This window comes from Phytohabitans maris (assembly GCF_031085175.1).
Classification (GTDB): domain Bacteria; phylum Actinomycetota; class Actinomycetes; order Mycobacteriales; family Micromonosporaceae; genus Phytohabitans; species Phytohabitans maris.
Genome location: NZ_JAVHUY010000058.1, coordinates 33,697 through 49,867 on the forward strand (window position 1 = coordinate 33,697; position 16,171 = coordinate 49,867).

General features: G+C 71.7%; 13 protein-coding genes and 1 pseudogene. 7 read left to right on the forward strand and 7 right to left on the reverse strand.

From position 1 onward, the window contains the following. The first annotated feature begins 4 nt into the window (after nt 1–4). Entirely contained in the window at nt 5–1,444 is a 1,440-nt protein-coding gene (locus tag RB614_RS39240; RefSeq protein WP_308717794.1) for a DHA2 family efflux MFS transporter permease subunit, read from the forward strand. Here the strand turns inward: RB614_RS39240 and RB614_RS39245 are convergent. Beyond that, nucleotides 1,408–3,048 (reverse strand): DNA repair helicase XPB, encoded by a 1,641-nt coding sequence (locus RB614_RS39245; protein ID WP_308717795.1) that lies wholly within the window; start codon nt 3,046–3,048, stop codon nt 1,408–1,410. The genes RB614_RS39240 and RB614_RS39245 overlap by 37 nt on opposite strands. A 262-nt stretch (nt 3,049–3,310) precedes the next feature. Between RB614_RS39245 and RB614_RS39250 the strand changes: the two genes are divergently transcribed. Then, nucleotides 3,311–4,075 (forward strand): L,D-transpeptidase family protein, encoded by a 765-nt coding sequence (locus tag RB614_RS39250; protein ID WP_428983202.1) that lies wholly within the window; start codon nt 3,311–3,313, stop codon nt 4,073–4,075. A 34-nt stretch (nt 4,076–4,109) separates the two neighbouring features. Here the strand turns inward: RB614_RS39250 and RB614_RS39255 are convergent, their stop codons facing one another. Beyond that, nucleotides 4,110–5,156, reverse strand: coding sequence for a S1 family peptidase (locus tag RB614_RS39255; RefSeq protein ID WP_308717797.1), 1,047 nt, complete (start codon nt 5,154–5,156; stop codon nt 4,110–4,112). Between the two features lie 164 nt (nt 5,157–5,320). Next, a complete protein-coding gene (locus tag RB614_RS39260) occupies nt 5,321–7,681 on the reverse strand; it encodes a helicase-associated domain-containing protein (protein ID WP_308717798.1) in 2,361 nt (786 codons plus the stop codon). A gap of 98 nt (nt 7,682–7,779) precedes the next feature. Here RB614_RS39260 and RB614_RS39265 point away from each other — a divergent pair, with 98 nt between their 5' ends. After that, a complete protein-coding gene (locus RB614_RS39265) occupies nt 7,780–8,364 on the forward strand; it encodes an HAD family hydrolase (RefSeq protein ID WP_308717821.1) in 585 nt (194 codons plus the stop codon). Nucleotides 8,365–8,400: 36 nt separating this feature from the next. Next, nucleotides 8,401–8,787 (forward strand): cold-shock protein, encoded by a 387-nt coding sequence (locus RB614_RS39270; RefSeq protein ID WP_308717799.1) that lies wholly within the window; start codon nt 8,401–8,403, stop codon nt 8,785–8,787. Here the strand turns inward: RB614_RS39270 and RB614_RS39275 are convergent. Then, a pseudogene (locus RB614_RS39275) lies at nt 8,786–9,547 on the reverse strand (1,4-dihydroxy-6-naphtoate synthase); the annotation flags it as partial. The gene RB614_RS39270 and the pseudogene RB614_RS39275 overlap by 2 nt on opposite strands. A gap of 85 nt (nt 9,548–9,632) precedes the next feature. Here RB614_RS39275 and RB614_RS39280 point away from each other — a divergent pair. Next, nucleotides 9,633–11,339 carry an ATP-binding protein gene (locus RB614_RS39280; protein WP_308717801.1) on the forward strand — a complete coding sequence of 569 codons (1,707 nt, stop codon included), beginning with the start codon at nt 9,633–9,635 and terminating at the stop codon, nt 11,337–11,339. Between the two features lie 4 nt (nt 11,340–11,343). Here RB614_RS39280 and RB614_RS39285 read toward each other — a convergent pair whose 3' ends face one another. Further along, complete coding sequence (locus RB614_RS39285) at nt 11,344–11,976, reverse strand: futalosine hydrolase (protein WP_308717802.1); 633 nt, start codon at nt 11,974–11,976, stop codon at nt 11,344–11,346. After that, a complete protein-coding gene (locus RB614_RS39290) occupies nt 11,973–13,511 on the reverse strand; it encodes an MFS transporter (RefSeq protein WP_308717803.1) in 1,539 nt (512 codons plus the stop codon). Before RB614_RS39290 ends, RB614_RS39285 begins: the two co-directional genes overlap by 4 nt. On the opposite strand from RB614_RS39290, the gene RB614_RS39295 reads away from it, so the two are divergent. Further along, nucleotides 13,496–14,362, forward strand: a complete 867-nt coding sequence (locus RB614_RS39295; protein WP_308717804.1) for a DUF3027 domain-containing protein — start codon at nt 13,496–13,498, stop codon at nt 14,360–14,362. The genes RB614_RS39290 and RB614_RS39295 overlap by 16 nt on opposite strands. A gap of 4 nt (nt 14,363–14,366) precedes the next feature. Here the strand turns inward: RB614_RS39295 and RB614_RS39300 are convergent, their stop codons facing one another. Beyond that, nucleotides 14,367–14,567, reverse strand: coding sequence for a DUF2530 domain-containing protein (locus RB614_RS39300; protein WP_308717822.1), 201 nt, complete (start codon nt 14,565–14,567; stop codon nt 14,367–14,369). Between the two features lie 151 nt (nt 14,568–14,718). Between RB614_RS39300 and RB614_RS39305 the strand changes: the two genes are divergently transcribed. Beyond that, a complete protein-coding gene (locus RB614_RS39305; RefSeq protein ID WP_308717805.1) occupies nt 14,719–16,131 on the forward strand; it encodes an NCS2 family permease in 1,413 nt (470 codons plus the stop codon). The last annotated feature ends 40 nt before the right edge of the window (nt 16,132–16,171 follow it).

The window sequence follows — 16,171 nt, forward strand, 5'->3', positions numbered from 1 at the left end:
CAGCGTGGAACGAGAAGTTAGTGACCAATCACTAGGCAAGCTGCTCTGGACCTTCGTCGTCACCGGCCTGGCCACGTTCATGGTCGCGATGGACAACCTGGTCGTCACGAACGCCCTGCCGGTCATCCGCGTCGACCTCGGCACCGGCCTCGAAGGTCTGGAGTGGACGGTCAACGCCTACACGCTCACGTTCGCCGTACTCCTGCTCACCGGCGCGGCACTCGGCGACCGGTTCGGCCGGCGGAAGGTCTTCGCGGTCGGCCTCGTCGTCTTCACGGCCGCGTCGGCGGTCGCCGCGCTCTCGCCGGACATCGGCACGCTGATCGCGGCCCGCGCGGTGCAGGGCGTCGGCGGCGCGATCATCACGCCGCTCAGCCTCACGCTGCTCGCCGACGCGGTACCGCGCGAGCGGCGGGGCGCGGCGTTCGGCATCTGGGGCGCGATGAGCGGGCTCGGCGTCGCGCTCGGCCCGGTGATCGGCGGGGCGGTCGTCGACTCGGCGTCCTGGCAGTGGATCTTCTGGATCAACGTGCCGATCGGCCTGATCCTGCTCCCGCTCGTCGCCGCCGTACGGGAGAGCCGCGGCGGTGCCGGCCGGCTCGACCCGGTCGGCGTGGTGCTGGCCACCGCGGGGCTCTTCGGCGTCGTCTTCGGACTGGTCCGTGGCGGCAGTCACGGCTGGACCAGCGGCTCCGTGCTGCTCGGACTGATCGGCGGCGGCGCGGCCGTACTCGCCTTCGTCGCCTGGCAGGCCCGCGCGCGGTACCCGATGCTGCCCCTCCCGCTCTTCCGCAGCCGCGGCTTCAGCGTCTCGAACGCGGTCGGCTTCGTGATGGCGTTCGGCATGTTCGGCGCGGTGTTCCTCGGCGCGCAGTTCCTGCAGACCGTCCAGGGGTACTCGCCGCTCGAAGCCGGCCTGCGCACCCTGCCCTGGACGGCGGCGCCGGCCGTGGTCGCGCCCTTCTCCGGCGCGCTCGCCGACCGCATCGGCGTGCGGCGGGTGCTGGCCATCGCGCTCGCGCTCCAGGCCGCGGGCATCGCCTCGCTCGCCGTCGTGAGCCGCCCGGACGTCCCGTACGCCGAGCTCGTGCCGCCGTTCGTCCTGGCCGGTCTCGGTATGGGGCTGTTCTTCGCGCCGATGGCCCGGGCCGTGATGGACTTCGCGCCGCGCGGCATGGAGGGGGTCGCCTCCGGCGCGTCCAACGCGATGCGCCAGCTCGGCACGGTGCTGGGCATCGCCGTCCTGGGCGCGGTCTTCTCGGCCGCCGGCGGCTACGCCAGCGGGCAGGACTTCGTCGACGGCATGCGCGCCGGCGAGGCGGTCGGTGCGGTGGTGCTCGCCGGCGCGGCCCTGCTCGCGCTCGTGATCCCGGAAAACCGGCGGCCGGCGCCAGCGGTGGTGACGCCTCAGGCGAGCACGTCGTCGGCGTCGACGATGGTGTAGGCGTACCCCTGCTCGGCCAGGAACCGCTGGCGGTGCGCCGCGTACTCGGTGTCGATCGTGTCCCGGGACACCACCGTGTAGAAGTGCGCCTGCCGCCCGTCGGACTTGGGGCGCAGCACCCGGCCGAGGCGTTGCGCCTCCTCCTGCCGCGAGCCGAACGTGCCGGACACCTGGACCGCGATCGCCACCTCGGGCAGGTCGATCGAGAAGTTGCCGACCCTGGAGATGACCAGTGTGCGGAGCTGGCCCGACCGGAACTCGTCGAAGAGCCGCTCCCGCTCCTTGTTGGTGGTCGAGCCCTGGATGATCGGCGCGTCCAGCGCCTCGCCGAGCTGATGCAGCTGGTCGATGTACGCCCCGATGACCAGCACCTGGTCGTCCGAGTGGCGCTCGACCAGCGCCTTCACCACGGGCAGCTTGGAACGGGCCGTGGCGGCGAAGCGGTAGCGCTCCTCCGACTCGGACGTGGCGTACGCCATCCGCTCCTCGTCGGAGAGCGTCACCCGTACCTCGGTGCAGTCGGCCGGGGCGATCCAGCCCTGCGCCTCGATGTCCTTCCACGGCGCGTCGTACCGCTTGGGGCCGATCAGGGAGAAGACGTCGCCCTCGCGCCCGTCCTCGCGTACCAGGGTCGCGGTGAGGCCGAGCCGGCGGCGGGCCTGGAGGTCCGCCGTGAAGCGGAAGATCGGCGCGGGCAGCAGGTGCACCTCGTCGTAGATGACCAGGCCCCAGTCGCGCGCGTTGAAGAGGTCGAGGTGGGTGAACGCGCCGCCGCGGCGGGTGGTGAGCACCTGGTACGTGGCGATCGTCACCGGGCGGATCTCCTTGCGCTCGCCCGAGTACTCGCCGATCTCCTCCTCGGTCAGCGACGTGCGGGCGAGCAGCTCGCGCTTCCACTGGCGGCCGGCGACCGTGTTGGTGACCAGGATCAGCGTGGTCGCCGAGGCCTGGGCCATCGCGGCCGCCCCGACCAGCGTCTTGCCCGCGCCGCAGGGGAGCACGACCACGCCCGAGCCGCCGGCCCAGAAGTGGTCGACCGCCTCCTGCTGGTACGACCGGAGCTGCCAGCCCTCCTGCGCCAGCGCGATCTGGTGCGCCTCGCCGTCGACGTAGCCGGCCAGGTCTTCGGCCGGCCAGCCGAGCTTGAGCAGCGCCTGCTTGAGCCGGCCCCGCTCGGACGGGTGCACCGCGATCGTGTCGTCGTCGATCTTGGCGCCGAGCATGCCGGCCAGCTTCTTCGACTTGGCGACCTCGACCAGCACCGCCCGGTCGAGCCCGCGCAGCACCAGCCCGTGTGTCGGATGGTTGACCAGCTGGAGCCGCCCGTACCGGTCCATGGTCTCGGCCACGTCGACCAGCAGCGCGTGCGGCACGGGGTAGCGGGAGAAGCGCAGCAGCGCGTCCACCACGCCCTCGGCGTCGTGCCCCGCGGCCCGCGCGTTCCACAGGCCGAGCGGGGTCAGCCGGTACGTGTGCACGTGCTCCGGCGAGCGCTCCAGCTCGGCGAACGGCGCGATCGCCATCCGGCAGGCCAGCGCGTCCGGGTGGTCCACCTCCAGCAGTAGGGTCTTGTCCGACTGCACGATCAATGGTCCGCCGCTCAAGATCGTCCTCCTCCACGCAGACCCTCCAGTGTTGCACGGTCACCGATTTGCTCCGGCCGGGCAGACTGTCGCGAAGAAAGTCTTCATCAGACGCAACCGGACTGGCACTGTCGTGCGTCTACGTGACGACAACTGCTCTGGGGAGGGCGCCGTGGTAGGCAAGGGCTTGCGCTTGGTCGCCGTTGCAGTCGTCGCGCTGTTCGGCGTCGGTGCGTGCGCGCTCGAGTCGCAACCTGGCCAGGCTGGGGGAGAAACCCAGCCGGTGAGTGCGGGGCAGGGCGCTACGGGGGCGAGTGCGTCGCCCGACCCGGCAGCGTCTCCCACGGTCGAGCCGACCCCGACCCCGACCCAGTCCACGTTGCCGACGGTCGCGCCTTCGACACCGGCTCCGAAGACCACCACGAAAGCCCCGAAGCCGAAGAAGACCGGCAAGCCGGGCTGCCCGCAGGGCGAGAGCCAGCGCGCGGTGGAGACCGCGCTGGCCAAGCTGGGCACGTTCGGCACGGTCACCGTCGACGGCAAGCAGTCTGACGCCGACTGCGCGGCGATCAAGAAGTTCCAGCAGCGATACGGCATCAGCCCGGCCGCCGGCCGCGCCGGACCCACCACGGCCGACGTCGCGCAGCGCCTGGCCGCGACCGACACGAGCAAGTGCAAAACCGGATCGGGTACGACGTTCTGCGTCGATCTGACCCACCAGACCGTGTGGGCGATGCGGGGCGGCAAGGTGGTGCTGAAGCCGACCGTCACGCGCACCGGCATGCCCGGTTACGCGACCCCGACCGGTGCGTACTCGGTGCAGAACAAGGCGCTCAAGGAGTGGTCCAACCCGTACGAGGTGTGGCTGCCCTACTGGCAGCGCTTCAACGGGGGCATCGGCTTCCACGAGACCACGACGTACATCCACACGAAGTCGATCGGCTCGCACGGCTGCGTCAACCTGCTCCCCTCCGACGCCCGCGCCTTCTACGACCTCGGCAAGGTGGGCTCCCGGGTGTACGTGTTCGGCCGCCGGCCGGGCACCTGAGGCACTCGACCGGCGGCCGGTTTTCCACGCGGGGTCAGCCCAGGCTCAGGCCGTAGACCGACATCACCTCGTTGAGCGGCTGGAAGAACGTCGTACCGCCGCTGCTGCAGTTGCCGCTGCCGCCGGAGGTCAGGCCCAGGCCGGAGCTGCCGGCGAAGAGCGAGCCGCCGCTGTCGCCGGGCTCGGCGCAGACGTTGGTGCGGATCAGGCCGCTGACCGTGCCCTGCGGGTAGGTCACCGTCGCGTTGGTGCCGGTCACCGAGCCGCTGCGTACGCCGGTGGTGCTGCCGCTGCGGCGCACGGACTGGCCGACGGTCGCGCTGCCGACCGACGTGATCGACTGGGTGCTGCTACCCGAGTACAGGTACACCGCGCTGGGCCGGGCGATGCTGGTGTTCGTGTACCGGACGACCCCGTAGTCGTTGCCGGGGAAGCTGGAGGCCGCGCGGGTGCCGAGCGTGACCGAGCCGTTGTTCCAGCTCGCGCCGGCGTTGGTGCAGTGGCCGGCGGTCACGAAGTAGACCGCGCTCGACGTACGCACGTTGAAGCCGAGCGAGCAGCGCGAGCCGCTGGTGTAGATGGCCTGGCCGCCGGCGATGAAGAGCTGGAACGTGCCGGACGTCGTCTCCAGGCGGGCCGCGTCGCCGGCGGCGGCCACGGCGGCCTTCACCGAGTCGAGGCGGGCGCCGGTCACGGTGCTGTCGACGGTGACCACGACCTGGTTGGTCGTCACGTCGGTGTAGCGGGCGGTGCCGGGGGTGTCGACGACCTTTGCGACCTTGGCGGTGACGGCGTCGAGCTGGGCGGTGCTGTACTTGACCGTCTTGGCGGTGGCGCCGGCGGCCCGTACCTGCTTCGCCGCGGTGGCGTCGGTGACCGTGACGACCATGCGGCCGGTCGCCGAGTCGATGTACGCACCGGCCGAGCGGGCGCCGAGGCTCTCGCTGAGGCTGGTGGCCACCGGCGCGTCGGCGGCGAAGAGGGGCTCGGGGGCAGCCTGCGCGGCGGACGGCCAGAGCACCGTGCCGACGAGGAGTACCGGCGCGGCGAGGATGGCCGCGGCAGGTCGGTTGAGTCTCACGTGAGCCTCCAGGGGGTGTTTGGCACACGTCGGTGACGTGATGGATGATCTCGACCGTTTTGATGCCGAGATGTGAAGAAGATTTCCATCACATCTAGGAATTCACAAGAACTAATGTTCGGGGGATGTATGCCGTGATATGGCCCCAGAGCGGGTCGCGGCCGTCAGTCGTCGAGGACCGCGGCGGTGATCCGGTGCAGCGCGAAGGTGTGCAGCATCTCGGTGCGCTCGTCCTCCGCGCGCAGGTAACCGCCGCCGATCGAGACCGGCCGCACGAGGCGGGAGACGGTGGCGCCGTGCGCGTCGACGTAGCCGACCCAGACCAGCGCCTTGTCCCGTACCGCCTGCTGTAGCACCGCGAGGGCCTGGCTGTGCGCCTGTACCGCGGTCAGCCCTTCGACGCCCTGACCGTTCGCGGCGCGGACAGTGACCGGCGCGCGGCGGGCGGCCCGGGCGGCGGCGTCGCCCCGCCGGATCTGCTCGACGATGCCGGCCAGGCGGGGCGGGGTGAGCGGCGGTGGGCCGAGCGGTTCGGTGCGCGGGCCGAGCGCGGTGCGGACCGGCGCCCGGCGCGACCTGGCGCGGCTGAGCACGGCAGCGCCGGTGGCATCCTCGTGCACCGGCGGGTAGCCGGCCTCGCGCAGCGCGGTGAGCAGCCGCCCGACCTGGTACGGCGTGACCAGCACGGTCGGGGCCAGCCGGCGCAGCGCCAGCGCGCCGAGCCGCTTGTCGGCGAGCAGTTGCACGAGCAGCGTTTCGTCGTCGCTGCGCACGTACGCCCCGGCGCCGCCCGCGCGCAGTCCCCCGTGCTTGCGCGCGACGTCGTCGACCAGGTACGTCAACCCCTGCGGGACCGGGGTGCGGGAGCGGCGGCGAACGAGGGCGTGCAGGTCGTCGGCGGTGTAGCCGGCGTCCAGCGCCCGGCGCACGCTCGCCTCGGTCACCCGGTGCACGCTCGCGCCGCCCGCCGACTCCTGCTCGGCCACCAGCTCAAGCTCGGCGGCGAGCGCCGGCTCGGGCGGCCCGGGTACCACCACGGTCAGGTCGGCCTGCACCAGCACGTGGTCGACCGGTGCGGGCAGGAGGCCGTCGAGCGCGCCGGCGAGGTCGGGCTCCTCGTCCGCCCGTACGCCCAGCGGGTCGTCGTCCGGCGCCTCCTCCCGCGTGACGAGCACCCGCCCGTACGAGGTCAGCGCGCCGAGCCCGGTAACCCCGAGCAGCGCGGCGTCGCCGAGCACCTCGCGGTGGATCGTCTCCCGCCCCTTGGCCCGGCGCGGCGCCCGCCAGGCCAGCAGCGCGAGCACCTCGTCGGCGGTCGGCGCGGTGCCCGGTTCGAGCTCGGCGAGCACCTCCAGCACCGCGTGGCGGGCGGCCGGGGCGCCGGCCCGTTCCGCCTCGGTGGCCAGCACGTTGATCGGCCGGTCCCGCTCGTCGCGCTGACCGATCAGGCCGGCCTGGCGGGTCATCGCCAGCCATGCGGTGGCCAGCCGCTCCCAGCGCCGGGCGAGCGGGAGGGCACGCCACGTGTCGTACCCGGCGGTGGGGAGGAAGACCAGATCCGCGCCGACCCGCGACCCGGACGCCTCGGCTTCGTTGACGAGCCCCGCCGCGTACGCCACCTCCAGCAGCAGCGCGGCCACCGGCTCGTCCAGCGCGGTCACCTTGGCGAGGCGGCGCAGGTCGCGGACGCCGAGTCCGCCCGAGCGGAGCATGGTCACCGGCTCGGCGTCGAGGGCGGCGAGCAGCGACTCGGCCTGCCGTACCGCCTCCATCGCCTGCCCGGCCCCCGCGGAGTCGACGCTCTTGAGCTCGCGGGCCGCGCTGGTGACGGCCGGTGGTCGCACGTGCAGCGGCCCGAGCGGGCCGGAGTCGCGGCGCAGGAGCAGGCCGATCTCGCGGGGCAGCTCCATGGCCTCGCCGGAGACCCGCACGAGCAGCCCGTTGTCGAGCAGCCACCGGACCGGCGAGTCGGCGGCGGCCGTCCCGTTGGTCAGCGTGCCCACCGGCGGCCCGGCCGACAGGCGGTCGAGCACCGCGCGGGCCGGCGGCGGCGCGGCCAGCAGCGTCCGCCGGAGCCGGGCCGGGTCCGCGCAGAGGGCCGCCGCGGCCGCGTCCAGCTCCGCGGCGGGCCGGCCGAGCCCCGCCGGGTACGGGGAGGAGACCTCGTCGACACCGGCGACCACGTGGAGTGCGTCATCTGGACCGGGTACCAGCAGCAGCGCCCGCAGCCGCGCGAGCGCTTCGCGTACCGCGGCGGTCTCGCCCTTCGCCATCGCGAGCACGGCGTCGACCGAGGTGGTGCCGTCGTCCGGCTCGCGGGTGAGGCGCACCGCGTCGAGCACCTGGAGCGTGAACTGGTCGAGTCCGTCGAGCGCCCGCGCCACCGATACCCGCGACTGGGCCCGCACCGCCAGCGCCGACAGGTCGGCGGGCACGGGCATGACCAGGTCTGGCCGCAGCTGGAGCAGCGCGGCCAGAGCGCGGTCGGGCAGCGACCGCAGGTGCTCGGCGAGTGTGGTGGCCATCGTCGTTCAAAGCTAGCCGGGCTGCGAAGATCGGGGAAACGGTCTGGGGGAGGAGCACGGGCGTGGCGGAACAGTTGGTTGTCGGCTTCGACCTTGACATGACGCTGATCGACTCCCGCCCCGGCATCGCCGCGACCTACCGCGAGCTGTCCGCGCGCACCGGCGTGCACGTGGACGCGGACGCCGCCGTCACCCGCCTGGGCCCGCCGCTCCGCCATGAGCTGCGGCTCTGGTTTGCGCCGGAGCGGGTCGAGGAGGCCGTGGACGCGTACCGGGCGCTCTACCCCGCGTACGCGATCGCGCCATCGGTGCTGCTGCCGGGCGCCGCCGAGGCCGTCGAGACGGTACGCGGGCTGGGCGGCAGAGTGGTTGTTGTCACGTCCAAGCTGGGCCGACTGGCCCGACTGCACCTCGACCACCTCGGCTTGGCCGTCGACGAGGTGGCCGGAGATCTCTTCGCCGAGGGCAAGGCGACCGCGTTGACCGAGCATGACGTGCGGCTCTACGTAGGCGACCACGTCGCGGACATGGTCGCGGCCCGCACCGCCGCCATTCCCGGCCTCGGCGTGGCCACCGGTCCGTGCTCCGCGGCGGAGCTCAAGGCGGCCGGTGCCAGCGAGGTGCTGGGTGACCTGAATGGATTCCGAGGCGCGCTGACAGGGCTGCTCCGGTTAGCCTTGTGACAATCAGCAATCCCGCAAACGGAGTTGAGGTCAGCGGTGCCTACGGGTCGAGTGAAGTGGTACGACGCGCAGAAGGGCTACGGATTCGTCACCAGCGACGAGGGTGGCGATGTCTTCCTGCCCAAGAACGCGCTACCGGGGGGCGTCACCGACCTCAAGAGCGGGCAGCGGATCGAGTTCGGTGTCGTAGACAGTCGCAAGGGCGCGCAGGCGATGGGCGTGACCCTGCTGGAGGCACCGCCGTCCGTCACCGAGCTGCGCCGCCGCCCGGCCGAGGAGCTCCACGGCCTCATCGAAGACATGATCAAGGTGCTCGAGGCAAAGGTCATGCCCGACCTGCGGCGTGGCCGCTTCCCCGACAAGAAGACGGCCCAGACGGTCGCCCAGGTCGTGCACGCGGTGGCTAGAGAGCTGGAGATCTGAGCAGGGCCTCGACGGCCTTGTGCCCCTCGTCGCCGAGATTCTCGGTGAACTCGTTGACGTAGAGCGCTATGTGCTGGTCCACCACGTCCGGCTCCATCTCCTGGGCATGCGCCAGCACATAGTCGCGGCTCGCCTCGGGGTGCGCCCACGCGGCCCGCACCGACGCCCGCACCCACTCCGCCGCGGCCTCGGGATCCACCGCGCCGCGGCGGGCGAGGATCGCTCCGAGCGGGATCGGCAGCCCGGTCTCCCCCTCCCACCACTCGCCGAGGTCGGCGAGGGCCGTGAGCCCGTAGCGCTGGTAGGTGAAGCGCGCCTCGTGGATGACCAGCCCGGCGTCGAACCGCCCCGCGGCCACGCCCGGCATGATCTGGTCGAACGGCACGACCTCCACCTTGGCCGGTGGCTGCGCGGCGGCCCACTGCCGCATCAGCAGGTACGCCGTGGTCCGCTCGCCCGGCACCGCGATCGTCGCCCCGGACAGGTCTGCGCGCCCGTCCTTGGTGAGCACCAGCGGCCCGCAGCCACGCCCGAGCGCCCCGCCGCAGGGCAGCAGGTGGTAGTCGTCCAGCAGCCAGGGCAGCGCCGCGTAACTCACCTTGACCAGGTCAAACGCCCCCTTCTCGGCGGCGGTATTGGTCACGTCCACGTCCGCGTACGTCACGTCGAACGCCGGCGCACCCGGCACCAGCCCATGGACGAGCGCGTGAAACACGAAGGTGTCGTTGGGACACGGCGAGATCGCGAGTGAGAGCGCCACGCCCCTAAAGCTATCCCGCGATTGGCTACTGAGGCCCAACTGAGAAGTGTTGTTTTGAGACCAGTCCTCAGTTAGCCTCAGTGACGTGGGACAGGCAGAGGCACTCGCGGCCTTGGGCGCCGTCGGCGACGGCGTGGCGGCGGGTGCGCTCGAGACCCAGACCCTTGACTTCAAGTCGGTGACCGACTCGATCAAGACGACCTATCAGATGATCGCCGAAGCATTGGTCTGCTTTGCCAACGCCGACGGCGGCACCGTGGTCCTGGGCGTGGATGACAAGGCCACCGATAGGGTCGGCGCCCTCCAAGGCGTGCCCACCCGCTACACAGTGGAGGGTTTACGCAAGGGAGTGTTTGACCGGAGCCGGCCGCCGATCACCCCCTTCGTCGGCGAGCACCTTGTCGACGGCGTGCGGATAGTCCTGCTCAGCGTGCCGCCCGGGGTCACGCCACACAGCACAGCCGCAGGGCTCGCCACCCGGCGGCTAGGCAAGGAGTGCCTGCCGTTCACGCCGGATCAGCAGCGCGAGGTCCTGATCGCCCGCGGTCAGGTCGACTGGTCCGCCGAAGCGTCCGGTGCCGAAATTCGCGATCTGAACGCCATTGAGTTCGAGCGCATGCGGCAGCTGTTGGTCGCTGGCGGGCGAGACCACCTGGCAGAGCTCGACGATAGTTCTCTGGTCGCCGCACTGCGCCTGACGGCGTCCGACGGGAGTGTCACCAACGCGGGCGTCCTACTACTCGGCGACGAGCAGTTGATCCATCGTGTCGTCCCGTCGTACGGCTACTCCTACCAGTTCAGACCCAGCGCCGGCTCCGAGGCGACGGTCCGGACCAGGGGTTCCCGGCCGCTGCTGGAAGCCGTAGGCATCCTGATCGAGGCCGTCGACGCCCGGCGGGAGATCCACCCGCTGAATGTCTCGGGTGGAGTTCAGCTGCAGCTCACCGACTATCCACGGGATGCCGCACGAGAACTGGTCGTCAACGCCATGATCCATCGCTCGTACGAGGCGGCCGGCAGCGTCGATGTCGAGCATTCCCCAGAGCGCCTGGTCATTACCAGTCCGGGTGGCCTCGTCGCCGGCGTCACGCCGGAAAATATCCTCACCCACCCTTCGACGCCGAGAAATCGGCTGTTGACCGAAGCGGTCGCGACCCTCCAACTCGCGGAGCGAACCGGCCAAGGCATCGACCGCGCCTATCGCGAAATGCTCCGTATCGGTAAGGAGCCCCCGTCGTTTGCGGACGGTGGCACGTTGGTCCGAGCCGCTTTGGCTGGCGGGATCGGCAATGACGCCTTCGTGCGGTTCATCAACGACCTGCCGCCACGTGCGACCCGAGACGTCAATGTCCTGCTTGTGCTCTCCATCCTCCGAGGTAGCGCCACGGTCGACGCGCCCAAGGTGGCCTCCGCCGTGCAGCGGCCGCCGGTGGAGGCGCAGGAGGTTCTGGCAACGATGGCGCACGACCTCGGCCTGCTGGAGCCGACGAGGCGGACCGTGCGGAAGGCGTTCCCCACCTATCGGCTTCGTTCCGATGCGATAGCCGCCATGTCGCGGGCTGTCGCGTACCGCAGGCGCGATCTCGACGACACCGATCAGAAAGTGATAGACCACGTCCGCGAGTACGGCTTCGTCACCAATCGGACCGTGCAGCGTATGTTCGATCTGCATGTGTTCGCGGCGCGTGATCTCATTTACGACCTGCGCTCGCGAGAGATTCTGGAGAAGATCGGCGAGGCCCGAGGCGGCACGGGTGTCCGTTACGGCCCGGGCCTGCGGTTTCCTGGCTGACCTCTCAGGCGGCGAGGGCGCGGACGGCCTTGGTCAGGGCGGCCAGCGCGTCGGGGATGCGCCACGCTTGGCGGTCGCGGGGGCCGATCGTGTTGGAGATCGTGCGGAGCTCGGCGAACGGCAGACTGGCCCCGGCGGCGGCACGGGCTGCGCCGTACCCCTCCATGGCCTCGGCGACCGCGGCCGGGAAGCGGCCGGCGAGGGTCTCGGCGGTCGTGGCTGTGCCGGTGGCGGTGTTGAGGGTGAGGATGTCGCCGGTGATCGCGTCCGGTAGGGCGCTGCGCAAGGTTTCCAGCAGTGCCGGGTCGGCCGGCGCGACCGCGGTGCCGAAGCCCAGGTCGTCCAGGGTGATGAAGCCGTCCGGGGAGTCGGCGCCCAGGTCGGCGGCGACGCTGCGGGTGGCCAGGACGGTGGCGCCGACCGGGGCGCGGCCCGCGAAGCCGCCCGCGATGCCGGCTACGACGACGCCTCGGTGTGGGCGGCCGGCGGCCTCGGCGAGGGCGAGCAGGCGTGCGGTGCCGGCGGCGACCGCGGCGGCGCCCACGCCCACGGCGGCCACGGTCACCAGGTCGGGGGACGTGCCGGCGCGGACCGCCTGGGCCTCGGCCTCGACGGCCGTGACGACGAGCAGCGTCATGTGGGTGGGCCGGACGATGGGCGGTACACGTGGAAGCCGGGCGGTGGGACGGCGTCCTTTTCCTGCTCGGCGGCCGGCTCGGGCGCGGGCTCAGGCGTGGCGGGCGGGGGCTCGGGCGCCTTGCGTCGCCGCCGCGGCGGCTCCGCCGGCGAGGGCTCGGGTGGCGAGTCGGCGTCGGGGTCGGCCCGGCCGTTCAGCTTGTCTTTGCGGAGTGCGCCGGCCACGACCACCGCGCGGGCCGCCGCGGCGACCGCGACCACCGTGGCGATCCCGATCCCCAGGCGCCCCTGGAACGGGATGAGGCCCAGCGCGCCACCCGCCACCCAGGCGAGCATGAGCACCGTCTCGGAGTGGGCGAACGCGCTGGCCCGCAGGCGGTCGCCGATGCGCTCCTGGATCGAGGCGTCGACCGCGAGCTTGGAGATGCCGCTCATGAACGCGGTCACCAGGCAGAGCAGCGCCACCATCGCGAGCGAGAACTTCAGCGTGGTGAGCACCGCCACGCCGGCCACGATGACCAGGCCGCTGGATTGGAGGGCGGCGGGACGCTGGATGCGCATGCGGGTGCCGATGGCCGTGGCGAGGAAGCCGCCCACCCCCAGCGCGCCGCCGGCCAGGCCCAGCGCGATCTCGTCGGCGAGGTCGCGGCCGAGGAACTCGGTGGTCAGGTTTCCGGCCTTGATGGCGAACGCCAGGAACAGCAGCAGGAAGCCGTACAGGCCGCGGAGGGCGGCGGCGCTGACCAGCGTGGCGACGACGAGCCGGCCGGTGAGGGCGCGGTCGCCGCGGCGCAGGCCCATCGCCGCGAACGCGCGGGGGAGTGTCTCCGGCGGGTCGGAGTCGGCCTTGGGTGGCAGGCGCAGCGCGACGACCATGCCGACCAGGAAGATGATCGAGGCGACCCGGAGCGGCCACTGGGGGCCGAACTTGAAGGCCGCCAGCCCGATCGGCGTCACCGCGGCGCCGGCGATCATGCCATACACGCCGGCGCGGGCGGCCGCCTGGGACAGCCCCATGCCCTCGGGGAGGAGCCGGGGGACGGCGGCCGAGCGGGCCACGCCGTACGCGCGGGAGAGCGCCAGCACGCCGAACGCCGCCGGGTAGAGCCCGAAACCGTGGATGTAGTCGGACATGAGCCAGGCCAGGAACGCGCGGCCGAGCATCGTGGCGGCGAGCGCGTAGCGCCGGCCGTGGCGGAAGTGGTCGAGCAGCGGGCCGGCGACCGGGGCGAGCACCGAGAACGGGATCATCGTCACCAGCAGGTAGATGGCGACGCCGCTGCGTGCCTCGCCGACCTGCGCGTTGAAGAAGATGGTGCCGGCGAGGCCGATCGCGATGAGGATGTCGCCCGCGTACGACGCGGCGTGCAGGTCGAGCAGGCGGGTCATGCCGATCTCGCCGCCGGCGCCCTTGGTGCGGACGGCGCCGACCTTGCGCCCCGCCCACCGGCCGCCGCGCAGGGACCCCCGGCCGAATAGCCGCGTCCATCGGATCATCGAGCCGACAGCTCGGCCGAGCGATGGCAACAGCGGCATTCCCCCATTTTGGCGCATGGCACAATAGCTCGGTGACCAGGACCACCGCCGTTCGTGCCGCTCGTCTCGACCAGGTCTGCGCCGAGGCGGTCGACCTGGCCCGTTCCGCCATCACCGAGGTCGACGCCTCGGACGTGGGCGAGCATCTCGACGCGGTGGCCGAGGCCGACCGCGTGGTCACCCACTTCTTCGAGTGCCACCTCGCCGGCTACCGGGGCTGGCGCTGGGCGGTCACCGTCACCCGCGTCCCGCGCAGCAAGCATGTCACGGTCTGCGAGACCATCCTGCTCCCCGGCCCCGACGCGCTGCTCGCGCCCGGCTGGGTGCCGTGGCAGGAGCGGCTCCAGCCCGGCGACCTGGGGGTCGGTGACCTGCTGCCCACCGCGCCCGACGACGACCGGCTCGCCCCGGGCTACCTGCTCTCCGACGACCCCGCGGTCGAGGAGGTCTCCTGGGAGCTCGGCCTCGGCCGTTCGCGGGTGATGTCCCGCGAGGGGCGCGGCGAGACCGCCCAGCGGTGGTATGACGGCGACCACGGCCCGGACGCGCCCATCTCCACCGCCGCGCCCAAGAGCGCGCGGTGCGGCTCGTGCGGCTTCTACCTGCCGCTGGCCGGTTCGCTGCGGCAGGCGTTCGGCGTCTGTGGCAACCTCTACGCGCCCGACGACGGCCGTGCGGTCAGCGCCGACCACGGCTGCGGCGCGCACTCCGAGGCGGCGCGCGAGCCCGAGGCACCGGTCGACGAGCTGTCCACGGTGTACGACGACAGCGAGGTCGAGGCGGTCGCGGTGAGCCGCGCGCCCGGCTCAGTGGAGGCGGGCGAGCCGGCGGAGCCCTACGGGCACGGGTAGACCGTCACGAGCCACGGCGGCGCCGCCGGGTTCGGTCGTGGCGCAGCATGATCGCCAGACCGACGAAACCAAGCAGGAAACCGGCCAGGCAGGTCCAGAGCCAGTCGGTGTGCCCGTTGTCTTCCAGCCAATCGTGAAAGAAGACCAGCAGCACCAAACCGGCCACCGCCCAGCCCACGATCCCGGCGACGGCGAAAGGCACCATCGGCGGATCGAGCGGCTCCACCCGGGGTGGTGGCTCGTGTTGATCAGACACGAGGCAAGGGTACGGCTTTGTAACTCGCCGGTGCTTTCTCGGTACCCCCTGATCTGGGACGATGCGCGGAACCCGTATCCATGATCATAGGTGAGGTTCCATGGACCGATTCGACCGGTTCTTTGAGATATCCGCCCGTGGTTCCACATTGGGGCGTGAAATCCGTGGCGGTTTCGCCACCTTCTTCACGATGGCCTACATCGTCGTCCTCAACCCGCTGATCCTCTTCGGCGCGACCGACGGCGACGGGGCGAAGCTGGCGATCCCCGCCGTGGCCGCCGCCACCGCCCTCGTCGCCGGCGTGATGACGATCCTGATGGGCGTCGTGGCCCGCTTTCCGCTGGCGCTCGCCGCCGGGCTGGGCGTCAACGCGCTCGTGGCGTACGAGATCGCGCCGGAGATGACCTGGGCCGACGCGATGGGGCTCGTGGTGATCGAGGGCGTGATCATCGCGATCCTCGTGCTCACCGGCCTGCGTACCGCCGTCTTCCGCTCGGTGCCCACCCAGCTCAAGACGGCGATCGGCGTCGGCATCGGCCTCTTCCTGGCGCTGATCGGCTTCGTGGACGCCGGCTTCGTCAAGGGCAACGCCGGCAGCCCGCCGGTCGGCCTCGGCATCGGCGGCGTGATCGTCACCTGGCCCCTGCTCGTCTTCGTGATCGGCCTGCTGGCGACGCTGCTGCTGGTCGTACGGAGGGTGAAGGGCGCGATCCTGATCGGCATCCTCGGCACCACGGTGCTCGCCGTCATCGTCGAGGCGGTCGCCGACGTGGGCCCGGCCGGCGGCCCGCAGGGCAACCCGCACGGCTGGTCGCTGAACGTGCCCGAGTGGCCGTCGAGCTGGGACGCCACGCCGGACCTCTCGCTGCTCGGCGAGTTCAACGTGCTGGGCGCCTGGGACCGGGCCGGCGTGCTGGTGGCGCTGATGTTCGTCTTCACGCTGCTGCTCACCGACTTCTTCGACACGATGGGCACGATGGTCGCGGTGGGCCAGGAGGGCGGCCTGCTCGACGAGAACGGCACGCCGCCCCGTACCCGGGAGATCCTGCTCGTCGACTCGGTGGCCGCCGCCGCGGGTGGCGCGGCGAGCGTGTCGAGCAACACCTCGTACATCGAAAGTGCCGCCGGTGTCGCGGAGGGTGCCCGCACCGGCGTGGCCAACCTGGTCACGGGCGCGCTCTTCCTGGTCGCGGTCTTCCTCGCGCCGCTGGTGGAGATCGTGCCGTTCGAGGCCGCGTCGGCCGCGCTGGTGATCGTGGGTTTCCTGATGCTCACCGCGGTGCGCACGATCGACTGGACCGACTACGAGATCGCGATCCCGGCATTCCTGACGATCGTGCTGATGCCGTTCACCTACTCGATCTCGAACGGGATCGGGGCCGGCGTGGTCACGTACGTGCTCATCAAGCTGGTGAAGGGGAAGGCTCGCGAGGTCTACCCTCTGCTGTATGCCGTCGCCGTGCTGTTCGTGCTGTACTTCCTACGCGGCCCGATCGAGACGTTGATCTTCTAGCCCGGTGACCGTGGTCATATTAGGTGGTCGTTAGCCTAGC

Bases quoted from the DNA above. Each gene is read 5' to 3' on its own strand.
- RB614_RS39305 (WP_308717805.1), top strand. From the start codon at position 14,719: ATGGACCGATTCGACCGGTTCTTTGAGATATCCGCCCGTGGTTCCACA.
- RB614_RS39290 (WP_308717803.1), bottom strand. From the start codon at position 13,511: ATGCCGCTGTTGCCATCGCTCGGCCGAGCTGTCGGCTCGATGATCCGA.
- RB614_RS39300 (WP_308717822.1), bottom strand. From the start codon at position 14,567: ATGGTGCCTTTCGCCGTCGCCGGGATCGTGGGCTGGGCGGTGGCCGGT.
- RB614_RS39265 (WP_308717821.1), top strand. From the start codon at position 7,780: ATGACGCTGATCGACTCCCGCCCCGGCATCGCCGCGACCTACCGCGAG.
- RB614_RS39285 (WP_308717802.1), bottom strand. From the start codon at position 11,976: ATGACGCTGCTCGTCGTCACGGCCGTCGAGGCCGAGGCCCAGGCGGTC.
- RB614_RS39295 (WP_308717804.1), top strand. From the start codon at position 13,496: ATGGCAACAGCGGCATTCCCCCATTTTGGCGCATGGCACAATAGCTCG.
- RB614_RS39260 (WP_308717798.1), bottom strand. From the start codon at position 7,681: ATGGCCACCACACTCGCCGAGCACCTGCGGTCGCTGCCCGACCGCGCT.